The following is a 24,895-nucleotide window of genomic DNA, read 5'->3' as shown; positions in this document are numbered from 1 at the left end:
TTTACGGCTGCGACGGCCGGGCCGGGACATGGTCGCCGTGGGCGGTTGTTTCGTTGATTTTCATACCCCGGCCACAGCGTTACGCGGCGCACAAAAAACCCCCGGGATCGATTCCCGGGGGTTTTCCGTGGAGGCTTCAGATGATGGTCAGGCGATTACGCTACCGCCCTGCGCACCGCTGATCGAGGCGGCATTGACACCGAGGAGGGTGACGTGCGTGCCATCCGACAAGGTAACCAGCGCGCCAGGGGTGCCGTTCAGCGTCGTGCTGCTGATCGACTCGATATTGGTCCCGTTCAGGGCGATCAGTTCGCTGTTCTTGCCGAAGTTGGTGATAATGTCGTTGCCACCGGAGTTGCTTGCATTGCCGAAGAAGAAGACGTTGTTCGCACCGGTCATTGACGAACCGGTCATCGTTGCGGAACCGGTCGAGCCGAAGAAGTACTGCGTGCCCGAACCGGAAGCGGACATGACATCGGCGCCAGAGCCCGCCTGGAGCAGGTTGGAACCGGTAACGGAGCTTGCCAGCAGCGTTTCGTTACCAACGCCCGCGAACAGGTAGTTTGGCGCGGTGACGGTGGTTGCGCCGCCGAACCCTGCCGCCAGGGTATCGCCGTTACCGCCGCCGACGAAGTAGACCGCTCCGCTGCCGCCGATGAGCGAGTTGCTTCCGGCCGAACCACCGAGCACGGTGGCGCCGCCGGCACCTGCCGCAACCGTCGCCGAGCCACTGCCGGCGAACACCGATACGGCGGCGCTGCTGTTGTTGATGAAGTCGATCTTGCCCGCGTAGCCAGACGGCGGTCCGGCGAACACCGAGGCGGAGCCTGTCGCCACGATGGTGTTGCTGCCCGAATATGAGTGAACGATGTCGAGGCCGCCGCTCAATGTCGCGACGTTGGAACCCTGCAGGTTGAGCGTGTCGTTACCGCCTGCACCGAGGATCGTGTTGTTGCCGCCGGTGGTCGTCAGATCGACGTTGGTTGCCGCGCCGAGGATGAAATCGGTATTCAAGCCGCTGCCGGTCAGGGTCAATGTACCGGGAACCTGAGCAATCACGGTTCCGTAAACCGAGGCGATCCCGATCGCTGCGCCGCTGTAAGAACCAGCCGTCGTCGTTCCGTTGGCAAGCGTATTGGTCAATTCGAGGACATAGGGTGCGCTCGCGCTGGTCGGGGGCGGGTTCGAAAAGCTTACCGTACCGCCGCCGACGAGCAGATCGTCATTCGCCAGCCCCACCGAACCGCCGACGATCGAAGCCGTCAGGGCGGTCAATGAACTCTGCAGGCTCGAAAGCGCAGACGTCGATAGGCCAGCAACCGGGACCGATACCAGGCCTGAAATGGTGCTGTTGTTGACACCGCCAACAACCGTTACGGAACTACTCATCAGGAAGCCTCCAAAAAACTTAATTTATGGTTTCCAAATAACTGACCCGATGGTGCAAAGCAAGAAAAACTTCAGCGGCATTCGTTAAAATTTCTTTGCAGGGATTCTAACAAGCGACATAAAACGGCAACATTTGCCTCATTTTCGGGCGACCTCGCCGGTTAATGTTTGACCGGCCGAGGCCGGGCTGCGCCTGTGTTGCAGCGCAGCAAATACCTGACATCGCTGTCAGCGTTAGTGCCGGATGGATGAGTCTCCACGCAAACGCGCGTATGTTGCTAATGTAACACAAAATCTTACTAACCTAGATTTAGTATTATTTTTCCGACATGCGTGCTGTTTTCCATCAATTGATGCGCTTGTGCGACATCTGACCAGGGCAGCGTCGCTGCAATAACCGGGCGAACGGTGCCAGCCTCCAGCCACGACCACACGACATTGTGAAGAGATGTGGCGATTGCCGCTTTTTCGGCTGCGGTGCGGGGCCGCATGGTCGAGCCCGTCACGGTCAGGCGCTTGACCATGATGGGCAGGAGATCGACATCCGACGCGATGGTGCCTTGCATGAAGGCGATCTGGATGAGCCGCCCGCCGCGCTTCAACGCCTGCAGATTACGGTTGGTGTATGGGGCACCGACCATGTCCAGCACCACATCGACACCGGCGCCTTCGGTCATTGCCTTGATATCCGCCAGAAAATCCGCCTCGCGGTAATTGATCACGCCGGCGGCGCCGAGGTCGAGGCAGGCGGCGCATTTCGCTGCCGAGCCTGCCGTGGCGTAGGCCTTGGCGCCGAACGCGGTGGCGAGCTGGATCGCGGTGACGCCGATGCCCGAGGTACCGCCGTGGATCAGCACCGATTCGCCGGGCGTGAGCCGGCCGAGGTCGAACAGATTGGCCCAGACGGTAAAAAACGTTTCCGGCAGCGAGGCCGCCTGGATGGCATCGAATCCGGCGGGCCAGGGCAGGCACTGGCCCGCGGGGATTGCGACATATTCGGCATAGGCGCCGCCGTTGCACAATCCGGTGACGTGATCGCCGATACGCCAGGCGGTGACGCCCTCGCCCAGGGCCACGACCTCGCCGGCGGCTTCCAGCCCGAGAATCGGGCTGGCACCGGGCGGCGGCGGGTAGGCGCCTTTGCGCTGCTGGATGTCCGGCCGGTTGATGCCCGCCGCCGCGACCTTGACCAGAACTTCGCCCGGCTGCGGCTGCGGCACCGGTCCGGTGGTGAACTGCATCACCTCGGGCGCGCCGGGGGTATCGAAGGTGACGTGACGCATCTGGGTCGGGATTGTCATGGCTCGGGTCCTTTTTGGGTATGAGCTTGTCGCGCGGCCGCGTTCACCGGCGCGCGCACTCTCTATATAGGGGATGCATGACCGCTCAACCGCCCGCCCTGCGCGCCGCACCCCTCTCCCGCCGCACCCTGCTGGGCAGCGGCCTCGCGGTGGCGGCATCGAGGCCGGGTGCGGCGGCGGTGCGGGGCGCGGCGGCATCGTCAGCCACGCTTGCGGCATTGTTTCCCGATCAGGGCGCCGAGGCCCTGGCCGGCGATGAGGCGTGGCGGGGCGTGACGCTCGCGATCGCCGATGCCAACCGGGGCCGCAGCCAGAAGATCCGCCTGATCCGCGCCGATGCGGCCGATCCGTCGCGCGCGATCGCGTCACTGGCCAAAACCGATCCACCGGCCGCCTTCATCGGCACCAGCTCATCGACCCTGTCGTTCGTGGCCACGGCGGCGGCGGAACTCGCCAATATACCGTATGTCGAGATCGATGCGCCGGCCGATGCCATCACCACCCGCGGCTTCAAGATGCTCGCGCGCACCGGCCTGACCAGCGCGACGCTGGCCGCGACCGCGACCACGGCGATCGCCGGGCAGATCGCGCCATCCTGGCGCAAGGCCGCGGGCGAACTGCGGATCGCGCTGTTGTTCGATGACGGCGCGACCAATGGCTCCTTCGCGGCGGCCATGCTCGATCTGGCCCGCGCGACCAGACTGCCGGTGGTGCTGACGCTCGGCTATGCGACCGACACGATGGATCTGGCCAGCGAGATCGGCCGGATGCGGCGGGCCAAGATCGACCTGCTGGTCCATGCCGGTCGCGCCGAGCACGTGCTGCTCGCCTATGCGGCGATGGCGACGGCGGGCTGGCGGCCGCGCATGATCATCGGCGCGGGCGGCGGCTATGCGATGACGGGGATCGGGTTCGCGCTGGGCCGGGCGATCGAGAACACCATGGTGGTCGATACGCCGCTTTATACAACGTCAGGCCCGGCGGCGGCCATCGCCCGGGCCTACCAGGCGCGCTATGCGGCCCCGCCGCGCGGCAGCGCGAGCCTGACCGGCTATGTGGGCGCGCAGCTGGTGGCGGCTGCCCTCGGGCAGGACAAGCCGGTGATGGCCGCGCTGCTCGCGACCGACCGGCCGCGGGGCGCGCTCGCCAACGGTTGGGGCTGCGCGTTCAACGGCCAGGGTCAGAACCGGGCGAGTTTCGCGACCTTGCAGCAGTGGCGCGGCGGGCGGTTGATCACGGTCGACCCGACCATCGCCGGCGCCGCGCGGCCGATCACCAGCCTATGAGCCGGGTTTGGCGACCGGCGGCAATGCCGCGAAATAGGCGGCGACCGCCTTGATCTGGGCCGGGCTGAGCAGCACCGCGACATTGCGCATCAGGTGCAGATTGCTCTCGTTGCGCGAGCCTTTCTGCCAATCCGTCAGCTGATTTTCGAGATATTGGGCCGGCTGGCCGGCAAGGCGCGGAAACGCCGGGGCGATGCCGAGGCCACCCGCGCCGTGGCATGAATCGCAGGCCGGAATTGCATGGGTGGTGCCGATGTCCGCACCCTGGACGGCCAGCTTCGCGCCGATGGTATCGGTGGGGGCGGCGGGCAGCGCGGCAGGGGCGACCACCGGCAGGCTATGATAATAGGCGGCGATCGCCTTGCGGTCGGCCGCGGTCAGGCTGTTTGCGAAACTGCTCATCATGCCGTTGTGCCTTGTGCCGTGTTTGAACGCGTACAACTGGGCTTGCAGATAGGCGGTCGGCTGGCCGGCCAGGGCGGGGAATCCCGCCACCGGATTGCCCATGCCGTTCGCCTGATGGCAGCCGGCGCATTGTGCCACCTGCGGCGGCGGTGCGGCCTGTGCGATGCCGATGCCGGCAGCGATGCCCAGCAGCGCGACGAACCCAGCCTTGAAACCGTTCATGCGATTTATCCCCTGTAACGATTACGCGTGTCCCTACACCGTCGGCCCGTTCTGATCCATCCGGCAGGCCGGCGGCGCGGGCGGCACTGGCAGCGTCGCGCTCGGTTTGAGTGCGAAACCGGTGCAGGCCGGCCCCTGGATCGTGCCGGTCAGGACGGTACCGCCCGCCCCCACCGTGCCGGACAGGCCAGTCCACACATAGAACGGCGGTTGCGACAGCCAGCGGATCGGGCTCAGGTGCAGGCGCCTGGTGGCGGGGTCGAAACGACCCTGCATCGAGAAACATCCCTGCGGCACGTGCGGATTGCTCGCGAGGGCATGAAAGTAAAAGACCGCGTGCACCCGGGTCGGGCTGGTCGCGGTGATCTGGAGCGCGAGCGCGGTCTGGCCCTGGGCGCATTTGTAGCGCCCCTGCCACAGGCCGACCGGTGGCAGCGCGGCGGCGAAGGCCGTGCCGGTCAGCCCGGCGGCGAGGCCCACTGCGGCGGCGGCGCGGATCATGGATGATGCCATGCCGATGTATCTAGGCGGTCTGATCATTTCGTCCATGACCCGGCGATTGCCGATGTGACGATCGATGGCGTCAGGATCTGCGGCAGGATTTCGGGCGGTGCGTGATCGGGCGGATAAAACAGGTAGAGCGGCACGCCGTCGCGCCCATGCGCGGCGAGATAGCGCGTGATCGCCGGATCGCGCCGGGTCCAATCGCCGGTCATCAATGTCACGTGATGCGCGCGGAAGGCGGCCTGCACGCGCGCGGGGGCGAGCGCCACACGCTCGTTCACCTGGCAGGTGATGCACCATGCCGCCGTCATGTCGATGAACACGGGCTTGCCGGCAGCGCGCAGGCGCGCGAGGGTTTCGGGCGAAAACGCGACGGCCGAGGGAAGGGCTGCGCTGGTTGCCCGCCCGGTTGCACCGGCCGGGATGATGCGCGGCAGCAGCAGCGCCGCCGCGATCAGCGCGACGATGGCAAGGCTGCGCGCCGCGCGCCGGCGGAACCGCAGCAGCCAGACCGCAAAGCCGATCAGCACGGCGCCGGCACCGACGATCAGCACGCCGCCCGCGCCCGCTTCCAGCGCCATGACCCAGAGCAGCCAGATCACGGTCGCGAACATCGGGAACGCGAGGAACTGGCGCAGCACATCCATCCACGCGCCGGGGCGCGGCAGCAGGCGGGCGATGCCGGGGCTGAGCGCGATGAGCAGGAACGGCAGCGCGATGCCGAGGCCGAGGGCCGCGAAAATGCTCAGCCCGAGGATCACCGGCGCGGCCAGGGCGGCGGCCAGCGCACCCGCCATGAAGGGGGCGGTGCAGGGGGTTGCGACCACCACCGCCAGCAGGCCGGTCGCGAAACTGCCGATCAGGCCGCCGCGCGCGGCGAGGCCGGCGCCGAGATTTTCCAGACCGGCGATTTCGAACGCGCCGGCAAAATTCAACCCGACCGTAAAGATCAGCCAGGCCATGACCGCGATGAACGCGGGGGACTGGAACTGAAACCCCCAGCCGACCGCCGAGCCCGCCGCGCGCAGGGCGAGCAGCACGCCGCCGAGGGCAAGCATCGCGAGGATGGCGCCGGCAGTATAGGCGAGCGATTCGGCGCGCGCGCGGGCCCGGTCGTCATGCCCGAGGCGCGCCACCGCGAGCGCCTTGATCGCCAGCACCGGGAACACGCAGGGCATCAGGTTCAGGATCAACCCGCCGAGCAGGGCACCGCCGATCCAGACATACCAGGGCGTGCGGGTCAGTGGCGGCGGGGGCGCGCCCGGTTGCGCCGCGATGCGCAGCGCCTGGGTCTGGCCCGAGGGGTCGGTGATTTCCAGCACGCCCGCCAGGGATTTCAGCGGTTTCTTGGCATCCGCCGGGTGCAGCGCGAGGGTGAACCCGCCTTTGACGAAGCCGAGGGTCTGCGGGGCGGCGTTGGCGATCGCCGCCGGATCGTCGGGGAAGAGATGCGCGGTCCGGACGGCGGCGCGATCGAGACCGGGCCCGGTGATCGCGAGGATGCCATCGGGCGCGATGGTGGCGTGGAACGGCGAGGGGCGCGGCATTTCGGCGGCGGCCTGCGCGAACAGCGGCGCCTGGGGTGACGCGCCGGCACCGCCGGGCAGCGTGAGGGTAAAGGCGCCGTGCTCGGGGACGCAGATTTGCGGGTTGCAGACCAGCCAGTCCGCCGTCGCGGTGATCCGGGTGGTTCCGGCTTGCGGCAGATGCAGGGTGAAGGGCAGCAGGGCGTTTCCGGTTTCGGTGTAATCGCCCACGCCGCTCGCCACCAGCCAGTGTGGCGCGGGATAGGCGAAGGGGCCGGACGTCGCACCCTTGGGGCTGGTGATCGTGATGCCCGGCGGCTCGCCGGCGTCGCCGGGATCGGACCAGTAGATGTGCCAGTCCGGCTTGAGGCGGAACAGCAGGCCGAGTTTCAGGCTGGTTCCGGTGGCGGCATTGGTCGCCGATACCAGGGAGACGGTCGCGCGCGATGAGGTGACCCGGTTGCTTTCGGCGGCATGGGCGAGGATCGGCGCGAGCAGCCAGAGGGCGAACAGAGGGATCAGGCAATGGATCGATCGCATCGGTCGATTATCGCACGGGACGCGGTTCGGTGCTAACCGGCCGAGCCATGGATGATCTGCCCGTCGCCGCCATGCTGCCCGCGCTGCAAACCGCTCTCGCTGCGCAGCCGAACGCGGTGCTGATCGCCCCCCCCGGCGCCGGCAAGACGACGCTGGTGCCGCCGGCGCTGCTGGCGGCGGATTGGGTGGGCGAGGGGCGGATTGTGATGCTGGAACCCCGCCGCCTCGCTGCCCGGGCGGCGGCGGAGCGGATTGCCGCGTTGATCGGCGAGGCGCCGGGCGGGCTGGTCGGCTATCGGACCCGGCTGGAGGCCGTGGTTGGGCCGCGCACGCGGATCGAGGTGATCACCGAGGGGTTGCTGGTCCGGCGATTGCTGACCGATCCCGGGCTCGACGGGGTCGCCTGCGTGATTTTCGATGAAATCCATGAGCGCAGCCTTGAGGCGGATCTGGCGCTGGCGCTGACGCTCGATCTGCAGCGCGGCTTGCGGCCGGAGCTGCGGCTGCTCGCGATGTCCGCCACGATCGACGGTGTGCGGCTGGCCGGTTTGCTGCAGGCGCCGGTGATCGAAAGCGCGGGACGGATGTATCCGGTCAGCATTGAATACGCGGCGCGCGACCTTGCCGATCCGCGCGATCTGCCGGATGCGCTGGCGCGTGTGGTGCGCACGGCGCTGGCGGCGCATCGGGGCGATATTCTGGCGTTTCTGCCCGGGGTGGGCGAAATCCGCCGCGCCGAGGCGGCCCTGGCCGGGGTGGGTGTGACCGTGCTGCCGTTGTTCGGCGATCTGCCGCCGGGTGAGCAGGCGCGGGTTCTGGCACCCGCCGCCACGAGGCGCGTGATTCTGGCGACCAGTATCGCCGAAACCTCGCTGACCGTGCCGGGGGTGCGGGTGGTGGTGGATGGCGGCTATCGGCGCGCGCCGCAGTTCGATGCCGGGCGGGCGCTGACCCGGCTGGTGACACGGCGGATCAGCAAGGCGGCGGCCGTCCAGCGGGCCGGCCGCGCCGGGCGCGAGGCGCCGGGCGTTGCGATCCGGCTGTGGACGGAGGCGTTGCAGCGCGGTCTGCCGGAGTTCGACCGGCCGGAGATCATGGAGGCGGAATTGTCATCGCTCGCGCTGGCCTGCGCCGCCTGGGGCGAGCGGATCGGCGACCTGCCGTTTCCCGATCCGCCGCCGGATGGCGCGGTGGCGGCGGCGCAGGCGCTGCTGGGCGAACTCGGCGCGCTGGATACGGGCGGAACAATCACCGCGCGCGGCCGGCAGATGGCGGCGCTGGGCGCTGCGCCCCGGCTGGCCGCTTTGATGCTGGCGGCGACCACAGCGGGTGAACAGGCGCTCGCCGCCGATATTGCGGCGCTGCTGGAGGAGCGCGATCCGCTGCGAGAAGCGGGCAGTGCGGAGATTCTGCTCCGGCTGGACGCGATTGCCGGGCGCGGCGCGGGCGATCGGGCCGCACTGGCGCGCATCCGCCAGGCTGGCGCGACCTATCGGGCGCGGCTCGGGCTCGGGCGTGATGAGGCCGCTGCGGGCGATGCAGCCGTGCTGATCGCGGCGGGATTTCCCGACCGGGTGGCAACCCGACGCGGCGAGCCGGGCAGTTTCCGGCTGGCGGATGGCGGTGGCGCGCGGCTGGATCTGGCCGATCCGCTGGCGCGGGCGCCGATGCTGGCGGTGGCATCGCTCGGCGGGCGCGGCGCGCCGAGGATCGGGCTGGCGACACCGCTCGACCCGGCGGTGCTGGAGACGCGGCTGGCGGGGCTGGTGACGACCAGCCGCGATGTCGCGCTCGAGGGCACGTCCGGCGCGGTGATGCTGCGCGAACGGCGGCGGTTCGGCACCATCGTGCTGTCGGATCGGAGCCTGCCGGCCAGCGCGGCGGAGATCGCGGCGGCGCTGCGGGCGGCGGTGGCGGCAAAGCCGGCGCTGCTCGGCTGGAGCGGCGCGGTACGGCAATTGCAGGCCCGGGTCGGCTGGATGCGCTCGATCGAGCCCGGGGGCTGGCCTGATTTCACCGATGCGGCGCTGATCGCGGATTTCGAGACATGGCTGTTTCCCTACCTGGCCGGACTGTCGCGCCTGAAGGAGGTCGCCGGGCTCGATCTGGCGGCGATTTTGCGCGATGTGCTGGGGCATGAGCGGGTTCGCGCGCTAGCCCGGGCGCTGCCCGAACAGATTGCCGCACCCGGGGGCATGGCGACGATCGATTATGAGGCGCCGGTACCGGTCGCCTCCGCGCGGGCGCAGGTGTTCTATGGGCTGGATGCCACCCCGAAACTGGCGGATGGGCGGATCGGCTTGCAGATTGCGCTGCTGTCACCCGCGCAGCGGCCGATTGCGGTGACGGGGGATCTGGCGGGGTTCTGGCGCGGCGGCTGGCTGGATGCGCGCAAGGACATGCGCGGGCGCTATCCGAAGCATGAATGGCCGGAGGAACCGTGGCGCGCCCCGGCATTGCCGCGGCGGCCACGATCCTGATCAGGCGGTTACTTCGAGGTCGTGCCGGCATCGGCCGGCGGCGGGGGCGGCGCGCCCGGACCGCCGTTTGGCCCACCCATCGGCCGCATCATGGCATGGCGCATGCCGGGGCCGCCGTGCGGGCCGTGGCGCCAGCCCGGTCCGGGGCCCATGCCGGGGCCGTGCGGCGGGCGGGGCATGGCGATGCGCGTCAGATCCTTGAAATCGGTGCCGATCTGCTGGACCATCACCACCGAGCCGAGCGCGTTGGTCGTGCCGAACCCGACCGCGGCGATCTTGTCACCCGGCTTGAGCATGTTGGCGACCGAGGCCTTGGCGATCGCCGGGGGCGGCATGTGCAGGGCGGTTCCGTCATCGAGCAGGACGCCGTTCTTCTCGCCACGCGGGCCATAGAGATATTGCGCGACCTTGCCCTGCACCATCATGCGCGTCGGCGCGCCGTGGTGGTGCGGGCCGAAGCCGGCGGGGGGGCCGTTGTCGGTGACGGTGTGGCTGCCGTCGGTGATCGAGACGCCCTGCACCACCGGTTCCTTCGCGGCTTTCAGGCCATGGATGGTGACGCTGTCACCCGTTTTCACCGCGTAGGCGATCTGGGTCGAAAGATAGGGCGGGAACATCACGTCCGTGCCGTTCGACAGGATGATGCCGTCGATCGCGCCGCGCGGGGTGATGGTGAAGTGCTTGACCGTGCCGGTGTAGCTGGGCAGGGCATCCGCGCCGGTCGGCGTGGTGGCGGCGCTGGCGACGCCGGTGCCGAGCAGGCCCGCGGCGGCGCCGGCGAGGAGTAGGGATTTTATCCGTGTCATGTCTGGTCTCCTTACGGCCGGGAGAGTCCGGCCTGAACCGGGCATTGCATGCGCCGTGCCAAGTTTTATCCTGTTGAAATTGCTTGATTTTTATGTCGCGATCACGCCTCGTCGTCGGGATTGCCGACAGCGGGTGTCGGCAGATCCGACATGATTGCCGTTCCGTACCGGTTGATCCGGTCGTAAAGGGCCTGACGGCTGATACCGAGTGCGCGGGCGGCTTCGGTGCGGTTGCCCTGGGCGGTGATCAGCGCGGCGCGGATCAGTGCGATTTCGGTGGCGGCCACGGCTTCGGGCAAATTGGTGGGGCCGGGTGATGCCGCGCCGGGCATGGCCGGCGGGTTCAGGGCGAGATCGGCCGCATCGATCACACCCGAAGGGGTGAGGCTGGCGGCGCGTTCCAGCGTATTGCGCAGTTCGCGGACGTTGCCGGGCCAGGGGTAGGCGAGCAGGGCGTGCTCGGCGGCATCGGTCAGGCTGAGCGGCTGCGCCGGGCGGAGTTCATTCAGGATGTGGCGGGCAAGCAGCAGGATATCGGCACCGCGGTCGCGCAGCTTCGGCACCTCGATCGGGATGACCGCGAGGCGGTAGTAGAGATCGGCGCGGAACTGGCCGGACGTGACGCGCGATTGCAGGTTCTGATGCGTGGCGGCGATGATGCGCGCATCGATCTTCACCGGCGCGCCGCCGAGCGGCGTGACCTCGCGCTCCTGGAGCGCGCGGAGGATTTTCGCCTGGGTGGCCAGCGGCATATCACCGATTTCATCGAGCAGCAGCGTGCCGCCATCGGCCTCGCGGAACCGGCCGCGCTGGGCTGTGGTGGCACCGGTGAAGGCGCCGCGCTCATGGCCGAACAATTCGGATTCCAGCAGATCGGCCGGGATGGCGGCGCAATTGACCGCGACGAAGGGTTTCGCCGCGCGCGCGCTGAAGCGGTGGATCGCCTGGGCCACCAGTTCCTTGCCGACGCCGGTTTCCCCGAGGATCAGCACGCTGGCATCGCCGGCGGCGGCCAGGCCGATGCGTTTCTGGACATCGCGGATCGCCGGGCTGGTGCCGATGATGGTGCCGGGCGGTGCGGGTTCGGCGCGTGCCTGCGGCTCGGCGTGGCGGAGGGCGGATTGCAGCAGGGATTGCAGCGCGGCGCGGCCGACCGGCTTGGTCAGATGATCGAACGCGCCGAGGCGCATGGCGTCGATCGTGTTGTTGCCGGTGGCGAAGGCGGTGAGCACGACCACCCGGGCGGTTGGCTGGGCGGCGCGGATGGCGCGCAGGGCCGCGATACCGTCCATTTCCGGCATCCGCAGATCGAGAAACACGAGGTCGGGCAGGGTTGCGGCGATGGCGGCGATGGCGGGGCCGGCGCGATCGTACGCGGTGACGGCGTGGCCGAAATCGGTCAGTGTTTCGGCAAGACTGTCGCGAAACCCGGCATCGTCATCGATGATGCTGATCGCGGCCATCAACGCGAGCCAAGATCGTCGCTCAGGCGCGGTCCCGGCGTCCAAAAGTTTTTTGGTTCTTTTTTACAAAAAAGAACTGCTTCTTTACGTTTCATCCGTACCCTCCGGCAGTGTAATGACAAACGCAGCCCCCACCGTGGTCGGCGCCTGCACCAGCGTGCCGCCTTGCGCGCGTATCATATCACGCGCGATGGCGAGACCGAGGCCGATGCCGTCGGCGCGGCCCGTCGTGAAAGGCTCGAACGGATCGCCGAGCGCGGGGTCGATGCCCGGGCCGGTATCGGCGATGGTGATGGTGAGGTTTTTGCTGGCCTGGGCCGTGATGGTGATGCGGTCCGCCGGGCCACAGGCCGCTATGGCATTGCGCAGCAGGTTCTCGAGCGCGCCGCGCGTGAGGATGGGGTCGAGCGGCCAGACGATCCCGGTTGGCTCGGCGGCAATGCTGACGGCGACGGGGCCGCCGATTGCGGCGGTGATCAGGGCATCGAGATCGGTGGCGCGAGGCTGTGGCGATGGCGTGGCGGCAAAACCGAGCAGGCTGGTGGTGAGGGCTTCGAGCCGCGCGGCTTCGACCAGGATACGATCGAGCGCCGCGGTCTGGCGGGCAGGATCGGCGGCGGCGAGACCGGTTTCCGCCCGCAGGCGGATGGCGCCGAGCGGGTTGCGGATTTCATGGGCGAGGCCGGCCGCCATCCGGCCGAGGGCGGCGAGGCGTTCGGATTGCGCGATCCTGGTGCGAGCGGCATCGAGCCGCGTGGTTGCGGCGTTCAGGGCTGTGATCAGACGGTCGAGCTCGGCTTCGCCGGTAAGGTTGAGCGTGCCGGGTTGGTCGGACGCGAGGGCGGCCTCGACCCCGGCAAGGCGGCGGGAAAAGCCCAGCACCAACCGGGCCAGAAATCCGGCGGACGCCAGCATGGTCGCGAGCAGGACGGCAAGGCCGCCGAAGGCGAAGCGGGTGAAGGCGGATCGCAACAGATCCGCCTGCAGCACCGTGACCGCGGCGATGTTGGCGACCGGTGTGCCGAGCGGGCCGCCGAGCGGGCAGGTCGCAATGGTGGTGCGGTTGAGAAACCCGCCCTTGGTGGTCACGATCAAACGATCGGCCGCGATGGCATCGTTGATCTGGTCGGCCACCACCGTCGAGAGCGTGGCCGGAATCGTGCCCAACCTGGCGGCCATGCCGGGATTGACCGAAGGATCGGCCGGTTCGATCGCGGCTGCGATATGGCGCTCGCGGCGCAGCGCGACCAGCAATACCACACGCATACCCGCGCGGAAGGCGGCGGCATTGGGCGCGGCATCCATGTTTGCGGTGTAGAAATCATAGTGCGCCGTGATCGCCTGGCAGGCGCGGGCGGCGACCGCGCGGTCGCGCTCGCGATGCGCCGCGGCGGTTTGCCGGAACAGGCCGATGATCAACACCGCGACGACCAGCGAGCCGAACAGCGACATCAGCCACAGGCCGAACAGGCGGGTGCGGAGCGACATGCTCATCGTGGCGCCGCGGCAGAGGGGGCCGGGTAATGGCCTCGAGGGCGGGCGTCTCGTTTAAAAAAAAGCAGCGGAAAACTTTCGCTGATCTGGTGCCGGGGGTGATTCACCGGCCGGAATGCCCCCGGTGGTGTTTGTTTTTCTGCTCGTTTGTTGGTCGGGAGGTGCCGCACCCCTTGCCGCTTGTTCTGCATCATTCGTGCCCCCGCACGACGATATAACGGATTTCGTGGCCAAAGGATTGCCAGCCATGTTAGAGATGCTGGAACTGTCGCGCCGCGGCGCCTATAAGCGTGGCGGCCATAGTGCGGGCGCATTACCGTGGAGGATTTGATTATGCGTACCATCGGATTTTTAAGTGTTGCATTTGCCGGCGCCTTTGTCGCCCCTGCGGCGTGGGGACAGTCGACCGGGCCCTCGGCCTTGCAGATCATTCAGGCGTTGAAGCCATCCAGTCATCTGTCGGCAACGACACGCGGGATCGTGCCGTTGCAGCCCGGCAGCACGGCACCCGCGCCGAAACTGCCCGGTACCGCAAGCGCGCCGGCGGCCGCGCGGATGAGCAGCGCACGGCACACCGCGCCATCGATCAATCTGAACATCGATTTCGCACTTGGCTCGGCGCAACTGACGCCACAGGCGATCACTGAGCTCGATCGCCTGGGACACGCGCTGACCGACCCCAGCCTGGCCTCGTACAAGTTCAAGCTGGTCGGCCACACGGACACGACCGGCACGCCTGCAACCAATCTGGCGCTGTCGAACGCGCGGGCGAAAACCGTCGACCAGTATCTGCAGTCGAAATTCAACATCGCGCCCACGCGCCTCGCGGCGACGGGCGTGGGGGAGAAGGATCTGCTGGTGCCGACCGGGCCGAATACGCCGGAGCGCGCCAACCGCCGTGTTCAGGTCATCAACCTGGGCAAATGATCGATCGGCGGCGCCGGACTTAGGGCGATGGCGCCGCTGAAGCCGAACCGGCGCGAGCCTCGGGCGGATGATGATACGGTGCGGATTCGGCCGCCGGCGCGGGTGCGTCCCGGCTGGCGCATCTGGCTTGGCGCTGGCGGACTTGTTGTTGCCGGGATCATCGTTGCGGTCATAGCGCTCTGGCCACGGCAAGCGCCGCTCCCGGTCGCGGGTGAATCCGCAATCTATCATCACATCGGCCGGCATTTCACCGTATTCCGCTTCGCCGATGACAGATTGGTCCTCGTGGTCGACTGCCCGGATCTGCACGCCCAGGGCTTGATGTTCGACCGCGTCGCTGCCCTGATCGAAAAGGCCGGCGCGCCGAAAGACCGGGTGCTGAGCGCTGCGGCGTTCCATGCGGCCCTCGTCGCGGCCGACCTGACAATCGGCACATACTATTACGGTAATGACTATCCCGCGCGCGCGCTGCGGAAATTTTTCCGCCTGGCGAAGGCCGAGCACCGGCATCTCAACCTGCAGGAGCAGCGGCTGCGCACCATCGCGGCGGCCGCCGGTTTTCTGAAACCAGGCGCGGCTGGTGCCGTCATCTCGATCCCGCAGGCGGGTGGTGCCCATCGGGTTGGCCTGCGCGCACGGGCGGTTATTCTGCGTCACGAATTGTCGCACGGCGCCTATTTCACGATCCCCGCCTATCGGGCCTTCGTGCATCATTTCTACAACACCGCCCTGACCCCGGCGGAGCAGGCCGCCTTTAAAGCGTTCCTGGTCCGGCAGGGGTACGATGGCGACGCGCACGGCCTGATCGTGAACGAGACACTGGCCTATCTTGTGTTCACGCGCGACAGGGAATTCTTTCGCGCCGGCGTGGTCGGGCTGTCCCACGCAAGGGTTACAACGCTCCGCGCGGAATTCATTGCGACGATGCCGGATATCTGGCTGAAGCCGCTGGCCACGGCGCCGCTGCCGGGCGGATGAGAGGCGTGCGGAGCAGGGAAAGATAAAGCAAGATCTTCTTTTTTGAAAAAAGAAGCAAAAAACTTTCATTTATCTGGGGCGCGGGCGTTTTGGGCGGCATGGGCCAAATCAAGAAAGTTTTTTTGCTTCTTTTTTGTTCGCAAAAAAGAAGACTCTTCCCTCCCCTTCCCCGCGCGCACCGCCCCTTGCCGGGCCATGCCGGACCGGGCAGTTTCCCTGTCATACGCATCGAACGGGTGCGACAGATGGGGGATGTTGAACGATGAACGGTGCGGAATCTCTGGTTCACACGCTGATCGCCTGCGGAATCGATACGGTTTTTGCCAACCCGGGCACCAGCGAGATGCATTTCGTTGCGGCGCTGGACCGGATTCCAGGGATAACCTGTGTGCTGTGCCTCGATGAAACCGTGGCCTCGGGGGCGGCGGATGCGTTCTGGCGGGTGAACCGGCGACCGGCGGCGACGCTGCTGCATTGTGGTCCCGGCCTCGGCAATGCGCTGGCCAATCTGCACAACGCCCGGCGCGGCCGGTCCGGCATCGTGAACATCGTGGGCGATCAGGCGACCTATCATCGGCCGCTGGACGCGCCGCTGACCGCCGATACCGAGGGTTGGGCGCGCTCGATCTCGGGGTTTCTGCGCACCGCGACCAGCGCCGCGACGGTCGGGCGTGACGCGGCGGATGCGGTCGCGGCGGCCTGTACCGGTACGATCGCAACACTGATCCTCCCGGCCGACACCGCCTGGACCGAGGGCGGCGTGATCGGCGCCCCGCGGCCGGTGGTGGCGCGGCCAGTGCCGGCCGCGGCGACGATTGCCGCGGTGGCGGACGTGCTGCGCTCCGGCGAACCCGCGATGCTGCTGATGGGTGGGCGGACGCTGAACGACGCCACGTTGCGTGCAGCGAGCGCGATCGTAGCCGGCACCGGCGCCAGAATGCTCGCCGAAGTGTTCAATGCGCGCATGGAGCGCGGCCAGGGGCGTCCGCCCATCGAGCGCATCCCCTACCCGATCGACGCGGCTATCGCCTCGCTCGCGGGGATCAAGCACCTGATACTGGTCGAAGCGAAAGCACCAGTCGGATTTTTCGCCTATCCGGGCAAGCCGGGGCCGCTTGCGCCGGCGGACTGCGCCATTCATGTGCTAGCGCCGATCGATCAGGATGGTTCTGCCGCGATCGCAGCGTTGCAGGCGGCGCTCGGTGTGACGGCGGTTGATATCGCCGTCACGCCGAAGCCCGCGCCGGATACCGGGGCGATTGCGCCGGAGGCGGTGGCGACGTCGCTGGCCGCCCTGCTGCCGGCGGATAGTGTCATCATCGATGAAGGGATTTCGTTTGGCCGTGGGTTTTCGCGCTTCACCCACGGGGCGGCGCCGCACACATGGATGCAGGTGCCGGGCGGGGCGATCGGCGGTGGCTTGCCGATGGCGATCGGCGCGGGGGTTGCGCTCGCGGGGAGCGGGCGGCGGGTTGTGGCCATCCAGGCCGATGGCTCGGCGATGTACAGCATCGCCGCGTTATGGACGGCGGCGCGGCGGCAGCTCGACATCACCTTCGTCATCCTGGCCAATCGCAAATATGCGATCCTGCTGCATGAATACGCGGGCGTCGGTGCCAATCCGGGCCGCACCGCGATGGATATGCTCGACCTGGGTAATCCCGATCTCGATTTCGTGAAATTGGCGGAGGGTATGGGCGTCGCCGGCGCCCAGGCGGCGGATATGAAGACGCTGAACGCGCTGCTCGCGGCGAGTTTCGAACGAAAAGGGCCATTTCTTATCGAATTATTAACGATTTAATCATATCCTTGCGTGGGATCGGTTCAATCGTCGCAATCGATGGATTCGGCGGTTGACCGCGGTTTTTGAGTGCGGCAACAATGAGGAGCCATGATGCTGACACAGACTGACGGCATGTGACCGCTGGGCGGGTGGTCCGTCCGTGATTTCGATTTCCCCAATCCGGGACGCGTTATGGCCAGTTCCACCGTTCGCCGCGATAGCTCGCAGGGTTTCATTGTCGGTTTGAAGCGCCGGTTGAGCGCCGTCACCATCGATGCACCGATGCATCTGCGCGCGCTGGTGCGGACCGATGAACTGTGGCTTGCGGCGCTGGCCATCCTGGTCGGTGTGCTGGGCGGTATCGCGGTCTTCGTGATGGATTTTTTCAGCCATCATTTTCATTTCTGGTTTTTTGCGCTGCCCCATCTGGGTGAGGGCTTATCGCAACAAACCCATATCGACCCGATCCGCGCGATGTTCGTGCCGATCCTGGGCGGCGCGCTGCTCGGCTCGATCACCTGGCTGCTCGCGAAATACCGGCCGGGTAACTTCATCGATCCGGTCGAGGCTAATGCGCTGTACGGCGGCAAATTGTCGTTGCGGGATTCCGTGATCGTCGCGGCACAGACCGTACTGTCCAACGGGGTGGGCGGATCGGTCGGGATGGAAGCGGGTTATGCACAGTTCGGCAGCGGGCTTGCCTCCTGGGTGGGTCAGCAATTCCGCCTGCGGCGCAACGATCTGCGCATTCTGGTGGGCTGCGGCGCCGCCGCCGCGATCGGCGGCGCGTTCAACGCCCCTTTGTGCGGTGCGTTCTATGGCATCGAACTGGTGATCGGCACCTATTCGATGACCAGCCTGCCGCTGATCATCATCGCGTCACTGACCGGCACGCTGGTCGCCGACATGCTGATGGATGGCGGGGTCAAATCGCTCGACGTGGTGCTGCCGAACGTGGTGCCGGGCTACGCCTATCCGCTCGCGATCATTCTGGGGGTTACGGCCGGGTTCGTCGGCATCGCGATCATGCGCGGGGTGACGTCGATCGAGGCGGGGTTCCGCCGGGCCGGCGTGCCGATCTGGCTGCGGCCGATCCTGGGCGGCGTGGTGGTCGGGTTGCTGGGCAGCATCACGCCGAAAGTGATGGCCTCGGGCAATTCATCGCTCCATACCCAGCTGGCCGTGGTCTACCCGCTGCTGCTCGCGGTCACGCTGCTGGTCATGAAATCGACCGCTTCGGCCTTCTCGATCGGCTCGGGCTTCCGCGGCGGCCTGTTCTTTGCCGCGCTGTTCATGGGCTCGCTGCTCGGCCGGGCGTATGGCGATATTGCGGTGCTGCTGCCCTTCGCACACGGTGTGCCGATTGGTTTCTACGCCGTGGTCGGCATGGCCGCGTTGGCGGTGGCCATCGTCGGCGGCCCCATGACGATGACCTTTCTCGTGCTCGAAAGCACCAATAATTTCAGCATCACCGTGGCCGTGCTCGCCGCCGCCATCGCCGCCTCACTCACCGTGCGGCGCGTGTTCGGCTATTCCTTCACCACCTGGCGATTCCACCTGCGCGGCGAAAGCATTCGCAGCGCTGTCGATATCGGCTGGATCCATAACCTTACGGTCGGCCGCATGATGCGGCGCACACAGTACACCGTGCACGAGGAGATGGATATTCCGGCATTCAAATCCGAATATCCGCTCGGGCGGACGCAATACGTCGTGGTGCTCGATGTCGATGACAAATACGTCGGCCTTGCCTATCCATCCGAAGCGCAAACCCCCGGCGAAGACGATCCCCACACCATCCACGACATATTGCGCCACCAGGACGATTTCCTGCTGCCCCAGGCAACCGTCAAAGAAGCCATCAAAGCCTTCGAACGATCGGAATGCGACGTGCTCGCGGTGCTCGACGGACCGGAAACCAGGCGCGTGCTGGGCGTGCTGACCGAACAATACGCGCTGCGACGCTATAGCGAAGAACTCGACCAACGCCGCCGCGAGTTGTCGGGTGAGTGAAGCAAGCAAGGCCAGGGGCTCTGCCCCTGGACCCCGTTAAAGGCGGAGCCTTTAAAATCCATTCGTTTTAGGCAAGGGGAGGGCTCTCCAGGCCAGATCAGCTGAATCACCGAGATAACGCCGTCCCCTTGCCTAAAACTAGCGGGTTCTAAGGGCTAAGCCCTTAGTGAGGGTCGAGGGGACAAAGCCCCTCGCCTTGCTTCCTTCCCAGCGTCACACAAACCGGCGGAGGTCGAGTGTGGTGGGGTGTTCGAGGCTGGTGCCGGGGGGTGCGGGATCGACCGGTCCCGGGGTGTGGCCGAAGGCGAAGAAGCGCGAGCGGCGGCGGGCTTCCGCCTCGTTTGCGTTGACGGGAAATGTCTCGTAGCCGCGGCCGCCGGGGTGGATGGTGTGATGGGTCATGCCGCCGAGGGCGCGGGCGGACCAGCGGTCGATCACGTCGAACACCAGCGGCGTTTGCGGCGGGATCAGCGGGTGCAGTGAGGATGGGGGCGACCATGCCTTGAACCGCACGCCGGCGACGAAGCCGCCGGCCTCGCCGGTGGGTGTGAGCGGCACTGTGATGCCGTTGCAGGTCAGGGCGAAGCGTTCATCGACCCAACCGGAGACCGCGATCTGGACGCGTTCCACCGCGCTATCGACGTAGCGGGCGGTGCCGCCGATGGTTTGTTCCTCGCCCAGCACGTGCCAGGGTTCCAGCGCGTGGCGCAGTTCGAGTTCCATCCCGGCGACGGTGACCGCGCCGAATTTCGGGAAGCGGAACTCCTGATGCGGTACGAACCAGGCCGGGTCGATCGCGAAGCCGCGGACGGCCAGCTCCTCCAGCGCATCGCGCAGGTCTTCGGCCACGTAGTGCGGCAGCATGAACTGGTCGTTCAGCCGGGTACCCCAGCGGATCAGCCGACGCTCGTAGGGGGTCTGCCAGAAGGCCGCGACGCAGGCGCGCATCAAGAGGGCCTGGGCGACCGCCATGCGCGCATCCGGCGGCATTTCGAAGGCGCGGAACTCCACCAGACCCCGGCGGCCGGAGGCGGAACCGGGGGCGTAGAGCTTGTCGATGCAGAATTCGGTGCGATGGCCGTTGCCGGTCATGTCGGTCAGGATGTTGCGGAGCAGGCGGTCGATGATCCAGGGCGGGGTTTCGGCGCCGGGCTTGATCTGGCGGAACGCGGTTTCGAGTTCGAGCAGCGTATCCTCCCGTGCCTCGTCGATGCGGGGGTGCTGGCTGGAGGGGCCGATGAACAGGCCGGAGAACAAATACGACAGGCTCGGGTGATTGTGCCAGAAGCCGAGCAGGGATTTCAGCAGATCGGGGCGGCGCAGAAACGGGCTGTCGGTCGCTTCGGCTGCGCCCATCACGACGTGATTGCCGCCGCCGGTGCCGACATGGCGGCCATCGAGCATGAATTTCTCGGCGGCGAGGCCGGTTTCGCGGGCGAGTTCGTAGAGTTGCAGGGTGCGGCCGACGTGCTCGGCCCAGGTGGCGGCGGGCGGCAGATTGACCTCGATGACGCCGGGATCGGGGGTGACGGAGAAGCTCAGCAGCCGCGGATCGTCGGGCGGTTGGTAGCCTTCGAGAAAAATCTTGCGGCTTTGCGTGGCGGCGACGCGTTCGATCGCCGCGACGAGGGTGAGAAAATCCTCGACCTCGTAGAGCGGCGGCAAAAACACGTGCAGCATGCCGCCGCGCGCCTCGACGGCCAGGGCGGTGCGGACGATGCCGGGCGCCTCGCCCCGCAATTTTACACTGCCGGGAGCAGGGCGGCCGGCCGGCACGAATTCGCGCAGGGCGGCGGCACTCGGCAATGCTTCGCGCGGTGCGAACGGATCGGGCGGGGCGTCGATTTCGGTGGCGGCCGGGTCTTCCCAGGGCAGGCTGTCGAGCGGCAGGCGCAGCCCGATCGGTGAGTCGCCGGGCACCAGGACCAGGTCGCCCCCGCGAAACTTCCAGCGCGCCGACTGCCATTGGCGACCGGCACCGTCCGCCACGCGGCGCAGCGGGAGCACGCTGCCGACGGACTGGCCGAGATCGCCGGCGAACAGGCGGGCCAGGCGGGCACGCTCGATGGGATCGGCAATCCTGCTCGCTTCGGCGCGCACATTGGCGGGCAGGCGGGATTCGCGCCATAGGTAGTAATGGATATCTTCAAAGGCCGGCATCACCAGGGCGGGGTCGATGTGCAGGGTCTCGGCCAGTGCGGCGCAGAACCGCGCGGCGTCCTCGGCGGTTGCGGAGTCGGTATCGTCATCGCTTGCGAGCCACGTCTGATCCTGCCAGACCGGCTCGCCATCGGCCCGCCAATAGGCGTGCAGCGCCCAGCGCGGTAATTGCTCGCCGGGGTATAATTTGCCCTGGGTGTATTGCAGCGCCGCCCCCGGTGCCCAGGCCGGTGCCAACCGGCGCAGCAGCCGGCCCGCCATGGTGCGCTTGGTCGGGCCGAGTGCGTCGATATTCCATTCCGGCGCATCGATATCGGTGGCGGAGACAAAGGTCGGTTCGCCGCCCATGGTCAGCCGTACGTCGCCGATCAGCAGGGCGGCGTCGACCCGCGCGCCGGTAGCGAGAATATCCTGCCACACCGCCTCGCTATAGGGTTTGGTCACCCGCGGCGTTTGTTCGATGCGCCGGACTTCCATGGCGAAATCGAACACGACGCCGCTGGGCTCGACCCCGCCGGAAATCGGTGCCGCCGAAATCGGGTCCGGGCTTGCCGCCAGGGGAATATGCCCCTCGCCGGTCAGCAGGCCGGAGGTCGCATCGAGCCCGATCCAGCCGGCGCCGGGCAGATAGACCTCGGCCCAGGCGTGCAGATCGGTGAAGTCCTGAGCAGGCCCGGCCGGGCCTTCGACCGGCTTCACATCGGCGACCAGTTGGATCAGATAGCCCGAGCAGAAGCGGGCGGCGAAACCCAGATGCCGCAGCAGATGCACCAGCAGCCAGGCGGAGTCGCGACAGGACCCCCGGCCCTCACCCAGCGTTTGTTCCGGCGTCCAGACGCCCGGCTCCATCCGCACCACATAGGCGACGCGCGACTGCACCAGGGCATTGAGGGCAACCAGCTTGTTGACCGTGCTTGCCTCGATCGCCCTTCCCTGTTCGATCAGCGCCGACAGCAGCGGTCCCGGTGCCTGGGTGCGGCGGAACGGGGCCAATTCCTGCTCCAGTACGGGGTCGTAGGTGAATGGCCAGGTTTCCGCCTCGGGTTCGAGGAAGAAGTCGAACGGGTTGATCGTCGCCATATCGGCGATCAGATCGACCGTGACGACGAACGAGGTCACCGGCTCGGGGAAGACGACGCGCGCCAGGAAATTGCCTTGCGGGTCCTGCAGCCAGTTCAGGAAATGCGGCTTCGGCTCGATTTTGAGCGTGTAGGCGAGAATGGGGGTGCGGGTGTAGGGCGCCGGGCGCAAGCGGATGGTCTGCGGCCCGAGACGGATCGGCCGATCATACTGGTAGCTGGTGCGGTGGGTCAGCGCGACATGGATCGACATAAGGGTCCTTCGCAACGCAAGGGGATCGGGAGTTCCTGATTCATCGCATGGCGCATTGCGGTACGCCTGACAATCCGAGAGCTGGTGCCGATGGGGCCGAGATGAGCAAGGGAAAGGAAGGTCTTCTTTTTTGTGAACAAAAAAGAAGCAAAAAAAACTTTGTTAATTTAGGCCCGTGCCCTCGAAACCGCCCGTGCACAAGAGTTAGAAAGTTTTTTGCTTCTTTTTTACAAAAAAGAAGCGCTTTCCTATGTTTCACGCTATGGCTCTGCCGGTGCCAACACGACGCTCACCTTGAGCGTATGCCGCCGCCCGCCGAGAATGATCCCGCAGGTCGGGCTGACATCGGTGAAGTCGCGGCCCCAGGCGAGGGTTACGTGCTCGTCGGACACGATCAGATCGTTGGTCGGGTCGAAATCCACCCAGCCGTGCCGCCAGCCGAGCCAGACCGAAACCCAGGCGTGGGTCTGCTCGGCGCCGGAATAGGCGGTCTCGCCGCCGACGATCTGGCTGCGCAGATAGCCCGATATGTAGCGCGCCGGCAGCTTCAGCGCGCGCAGGCTGGCCAGCATCGCGTGGCTGTAATCCTGGCAGACGCCCTCACGCCGCGCCAACGCGGCCGGGCCGGTGGTCGTTGTCGTGGTCGAGCCGGGGCGATAGCGGAAACGCGCGTAGAGATCGCGCATCATCGCCGTGGTCGCCGCCATCATGTCGGCACCGGGGGTGAAGTGGCTGCGGGCATAGCTCAGCACCGCTTCGTCGGTGCCGGTCAGTTTGGTCGGCAGACGGAATTCGGCGACATCCGCCGTGCTCGCCGCCGCCGCCGCGACCGCCTCCCACGGGAGGCCGGCGTGAGCGATCGGGTGGGGCGGGGTGAGTTCAATGGCCGCTTCCAGCGTGGCGACGAATTCATCGTGCGGCCGATCGAGCTCGACCGATGTGATATGATTGCCGAAATAATCGAGCTCGTCCCATCGGTTCGACGGCGCGGGTTCGATCGCCAGTGAGGATGCTGCCAGCGCCTGTCCCGGTCGCACCCGCGGCAGCAGGTGTAGAAAATGCCGGGCGCGGATCGCTGGAGTCTGGTACGTGTAAGTCGTGCGATGGGTCAGACGGTAGCGAATCATTCAGATCGTCCAGACGGTTTGTTTGATGACAGTATCATTCCGTCCGCCCCGCCGATAGCCGCGATTTACCGCCGATTCCGGTGGAAACCCGCAGAGGCGCGTCACATATACCGTGCTGGCGCAGCTGGCAGGACCCCATGCAGATCTTCTATCGACCCCTCGTGAGGGGAGCTGGCGCATCATGCGTCAGAACCGTCCGGTCATCCGGCGCACCGTCCGGTCGCGCCTGATCTTGCCCGTTCTCGAAGTCCGCCACGTCACCACCTATCGTTACCGCCAGCCGGTTGCGCTGGGGGAACACCGCATGATGTTCCGCCCGCGTGAAGGCCACGATCAGCGCGTTCTGAACGCGAACCTCATCATCAACCCCGCGCCGATCCGTCAGCGCTGGATGCTCGATGTGTTCGGCAATCACGTGGGTTATGCAAGTTTCGGCGCCCGCACCACTGAATTATGCTTCGACAGCTCCGTGACGCTGCAACACAGCCCGAGCCACGCCGAAGACGGCACGGTGCCGGACCTGACGCTCGAAGACTATGCCCTGACCTACCCCTTCACCTACGGCGGTGATGAAATGCCGGATCTGATGCGCCTGATCGAGCGGCACAACCGCGACCCGCATCATGAGGTCGATCGGTGGGCACGCCGATTCCTGTCGCCGAACGGTCCGACCAATACCAGTGCCCTGCTGCGCGGCATCAACCAGGCCATCTGGCAGGGTTTCACCTATGTCGCGCGCGAGGAAAAGGGCTTGCAGGAACCGACCACCACGCTGAAACTCGGCAGCGGCAGCTGCCGCGACTTCGCCCTGCTGATGATGGAAGCGGTGCGCGCGCTCGGCCTCGCCGCCCGGTTTGTGTCGGGTTATCTGCACGTGCCGGGTCGCGGCAACCTTACAAACGTAGGCGGCGGCGCCACCCACGCCTGGCTGCAGGTGTTTCTGCCAGGGGCGGGCTGGGTGGAATTCGATCCCACCAACGGCATCGTCGGCAATCGTGATCTGATCCGTGTCGCTGTGGTCCGCGAACCGGCGCAGGCCGTCCCGCTCTCCGGCACCTGGGTTGGTACCCCGTCCGATCACCTCGCGATGAACGTCGCGGTGACCGTCACCAGAATGGACCCGCCGCCCTTCGACCCCGGCCCGCAGCCTCGTTGACCC

17 protein-coding genes are annotated in these 24,895 nt (G+C 66.9%); 7 read left to right on the top strand and 10 right to left on the bottom strand.

Going from position 1 to position 24,895, the window contains the following annotated elements; translation table 11 throughout:
* Nucleotides 1–147: 147 nt before the first annotated feature.
* Nucleotides 148–1,389 (bottom strand): hypothetical protein, encoded by a 1,242-nt coding sequence (locus AruPA_RS06775; RefSeq protein ID WP_265635888.1) that lies wholly within the window; start codon nt 1,387–1,389, stop codon nt 148–150.
* Between the two features lie 299 nt (nt 1,390–1,688).
* Complete coding sequence (locus AruPA_RS06770; RefSeq protein ID WP_265635887.1) at nt 1,689–2,690, bottom strand: NAD(P)H-quinone oxidoreductase; 1,002 nt, start codon at nt 2,688–2,690, stop codon at nt 1,689–1,691.
* A gap of 77 nt (nt 2,691–2,767) precedes the next feature.
* Between AruPA_RS06770 and AruPA_RS06765 the strand changes: the two genes are divergently transcribed.
* Nucleotides 2,768–3,976, top strand: a complete 1,209-nt coding sequence (locus AruPA_RS06765; protein ID WP_265635886.1) for an ABC transporter substrate-binding protein — start codon at nt 2,768–2,770, stop codon at nt 3,974–3,976.
* Here AruPA_RS06765 and AruPA_RS06760 read toward each other — a convergent pair.
* The 3 genes from AruPA_RS06760 to AruPA_RS06750 are packed head-to-tail and all read right to left on the bottom strand — an operon-like array spanning nt 3,971 to nt 7,173.
* Complete coding sequence (locus AruPA_RS06760; RefSeq protein ID WP_265635885.1) at nt 3,971–4,603, bottom strand: c-type cytochrome; 633 nt, start codon at nt 4,601–4,603, stop codon at nt 3,971–3,973. The two genes, AruPA_RS06765 and AruPA_RS06760, sit on opposite strands and share 6 nt — an antisense overlap.
* A 33-nt stretch (nt 4,604–4,636) precedes the next feature.
* Nucleotides 4,637–5,116 carry a hypothetical protein gene (locus tag AruPA_RS06755; protein WP_265635884.1) on the bottom strand — a complete coding sequence of 160 codons (480 nt, stop codon included), beginning with the start codon at nt 5,114–5,116 and terminating at the stop codon, nt 4,637–4,639.
* A gap of 23 nt (nt 5,117–5,139) precedes the next feature.
* Entirely contained in the window at nt 5,140–7,173 is a 2,034-nt protein-coding gene (locus tag AruPA_RS06750) for a protein-disulfide reductase DsbD (protein WP_265635883.1), read from the bottom strand.
* 47 nt (nt 7,174–7,220) lie between these two features.
* Between AruPA_RS06750 and hrpB the strand changes: the two genes are divergently transcribed.
* Nucleotides 7,221–9,653: an ATP-dependent helicase HrpB gene (hrpB, locus tag AruPA_RS06745; protein WP_265635882.1), complete on the top strand. Its 2,433-nt coding sequence runs from the start codon at nt 7,221–7,223 to the stop codon at nt 9,651–9,653.
* 8 nt (nt 9,654–9,661) lie between these two features.
* Here hrpB and AruPA_RS06740 read toward each other — a convergent pair whose 3' ends face one another.
* The 3 genes from AruPA_RS06740 to AruPA_RS06730 all read right to left on the bottom strand — a co-directional run bounded on the left by AruPA_RS06740 (nt 9,662) and on the right by AruPA_RS06730 (nt 13,416).
* Nucleotides 9,662–10,459, bottom strand: coding sequence for a hypothetical protein (locus AruPA_RS06740; RefSeq protein ID WP_265635881.1), 798 nt, complete (start codon nt 10,457–10,459; stop codon nt 9,662–9,664).
* A gap of 101 nt (nt 10,460–10,560) precedes the next feature.
* Nucleotides 10,561–11,922, bottom strand: coding sequence for a sigma-54 dependent transcriptional regulator (locus AruPA_RS06735; protein WP_265635880.1), 1,362 nt, complete (start codon nt 11,920–11,922; stop codon nt 10,561–10,563).
* An 84-nt stretch (nt 11,923–12,006) separates the two neighbouring features.
* Entirely contained in the window at nt 12,007–13,416 is a 1,410-nt protein-coding gene (locus AruPA_RS06730; RefSeq protein ID WP_265635879.1) for an ATP-binding protein, read from the bottom strand.
* Nucleotides 13,417–13,749: 333 nt separating this feature from the next.
* Between AruPA_RS06730 and AruPA_RS06725 the strand changes: the two genes are divergently transcribed.
* The 4 genes from AruPA_RS06725 to AruPA_RS06710 all read left to right on the top strand — a co-directional run bounded on the left by AruPA_RS06725 (nt 13,750) and on the right by AruPA_RS06710 (nt 19,117).
* Nucleotides 13,750–14,343: an OmpA family protein gene (locus tag AruPA_RS06725; protein ID WP_265635878.1), complete on the top strand. Its 594-nt coding sequence runs from the start codon at nt 13,750–13,752 to the stop codon at nt 14,341–14,343.
* A gap of 27 nt (nt 14,344–14,370) precedes the next feature.
* Entirely contained in the window at nt 14,371–15,321 is a 951-nt protein-coding gene (locus AruPA_RS06720; protein ID WP_265635877.1) for a hypothetical protein, read from the top strand.
* 262 nt (nt 15,322–15,583) lie between these two features.
* Nucleotides 15,584–17,122, top strand: coding sequence for an acetolactate synthase large subunit (locus tag AruPA_RS06715; RefSeq protein ID WP_265635876.1), 1,539 nt, complete (start codon nt 15,584–15,586; stop codon nt 17,120–17,122).
* 174 nt (nt 17,123–17,296) lie between these two features.
* Nucleotides 17,297–19,117, top strand: coding sequence for a chloride channel protein (locus AruPA_RS06710; protein ID WP_265635875.1), 1,821 nt, complete (start codon nt 17,297–17,299; stop codon nt 19,115–19,117).
* Nucleotides 19,118–19,330: 213 nt separating this feature from the next.
* On the opposite strand, the gene AruPA_RS06705 is transcribed toward AruPA_RS06710, so the two are convergent.
* Nucleotides 19,331–22,609 carry a DUF2126 domain-containing protein gene (locus tag AruPA_RS06705; RefSeq protein WP_265635874.1) on the bottom strand — a complete coding sequence of 1,093 codons (3,279 nt, stop codon included), beginning with the start codon at nt 22,607–22,609 and terminating at the stop codon, nt 19,331–19,333.
* Between the two features lie 260 nt (nt 22,610–22,869).
* Entirely contained in the window at nt 22,870–23,736 is an 867-nt protein-coding gene (locus tag AruPA_RS06700) for a transglutaminase family protein (RefSeq protein WP_265635873.1), read from the bottom strand.
* A gap of 181 nt (nt 23,737–23,917) precedes the next feature.
* Here AruPA_RS06700 and AruPA_RS06695 point away from each other — a divergent pair, with 181 nt between their 5' ends.
* The gene (locus tag AruPA_RS06695; RefSeq protein ID WP_265635872.1) at nt 23,918–24,892 is read left to right on the top strand and encodes a transglutaminase family protein; all 975 of its coding nucleotides are present in this window, start codon (nt 23,918–23,920) and stop codon (nt 24,890–24,892) included.
* The last annotated feature ends 3 nt before the right edge of the window (nt 24,893–24,895 follow it).

The sequence above is a fragment of the Acidiphilium sp. PA genome (assembly GCF_026191915.1).
GTDB lineage: Bacteria > Pseudomonadota > Alphaproteobacteria > Acetobacterales > Acetobacteraceae > Acidiphilium.
Note: the sequence above shows the minus strand (reverse complement) of the source record. Positions and strands in the feature narration are given on the sequence as shown.

Bases quoted from the DNA above. Each gene is read 5' to 3' on its own strand.
- AruPA_RS06770 (WP_265635887.1), bottom strand. From the start codon at position 2,690: ATGACAATCCCGACCCAGATGCGTCACGTCACCTTCGATACCCCCGGC.
- AruPA_RS06760 (WP_265635885.1), bottom strand. From the start codon at position 4,603: ATGAACGGTTTCAAGGCTGGGTTCGTCGCGCTGCTGGGCATCGCTGCC.
- AruPA_RS06720 (WP_265635877.1), top strand. From the start codon at position 14,371: ATGGCGCCGCTGAAGCCGAACCGGCGCGAGCCTCGGGCGGATGATGAT.
- AruPA_RS06695 (WP_265635872.1), top strand. From the start codon at position 23,918: ATGCGTCAGAACCGTCCGGTCATCCGGCGCACCGTCCGGTCGCGCCTG.
- AruPA_RS06735 (WP_265635880.1), bottom strand. From the start codon at position 11,922: ATGGCCGCGATCAGCATCATCGATGACGATGCCGGGTTTCGCGACAGT.
- AruPA_RS06750 (WP_265635883.1), bottom strand. From the start codon at position 7,173: ATGCGATCGATCCATTGCCTGATCCCTCTGTTCGCCCTCTGGCTGCTC.
- AruPA_RS06725 (WP_265635878.1), top strand. From the start codon at position 13,750: ATGCGTACCATCGGATTTTTAAGTGTTGCATTTGCCGGCGCCTTTGTC.
- hrpB (WP_265635882.1), top strand. From the start codon at position 7,221: ATGGATGATCTGCCCGTCGCCGCCATGCTGCCCGCGCTGCAAACCGCT.
- AruPA_RS06755 (WP_265635884.1), bottom strand. From the start codon at position 5,116: ATGGCATCATCCATGATCCGCGCCGCCGCCGCAGTGGGCCTCGCCGCC.
- AruPA_RS06740 (WP_265635881.1), bottom strand. From the start codon at position 10,459: ATGACACGGATAAAATCCCTACTCCTCGCCGGCGCCGCCGCGGGCCTG.
- AruPA_RS06715 (WP_265635876.1), top strand. From the start codon at position 15,584: ATGAACGGTGCGGAATCTCTGGTTCACACGCTGATCGCCTGCGGAATC.
- AruPA_RS06775 (WP_265635888.1), bottom strand. From the start codon at position 1,389: ATGAGTAGTTCCGTAACGGTTGTTGGCGGTGTCAACAACAGCACCATT.
- AruPA_RS06710 (WP_265635875.1), top strand. From the start codon at position 17,297: ATGGCCAGTTCCACCGTTCGCCGCGATAGCTCGCAGGGTTTCATTGTC.
- AruPA_RS06700 (WP_265635873.1), bottom strand. From the start codon at position 23,736: ATGATTCGCTACCGTCTGACCCATCGCACGACTTACACGTACCAGACT.
- AruPA_RS06765 (WP_265635886.1), top strand. From the start codon at position 2,768: ATGACCGCTCAACCGCCCGCCCTGCGCGCCGCACCCCTCTCCCGCCGC.
- AruPA_RS06705 (WP_265635874.1), bottom strand. From the start codon at position 22,609: ATGTCGATCCATGTCGCGCTGACCCACCGCACCAGCTACCAGTATGAT.
- AruPA_RS06730 (WP_265635879.1), bottom strand. From the start codon at position 13,416: ATGAGCATGTCGCTCCGCACCCGCCTGTTCGGCCTGTGGCTGATGTCG.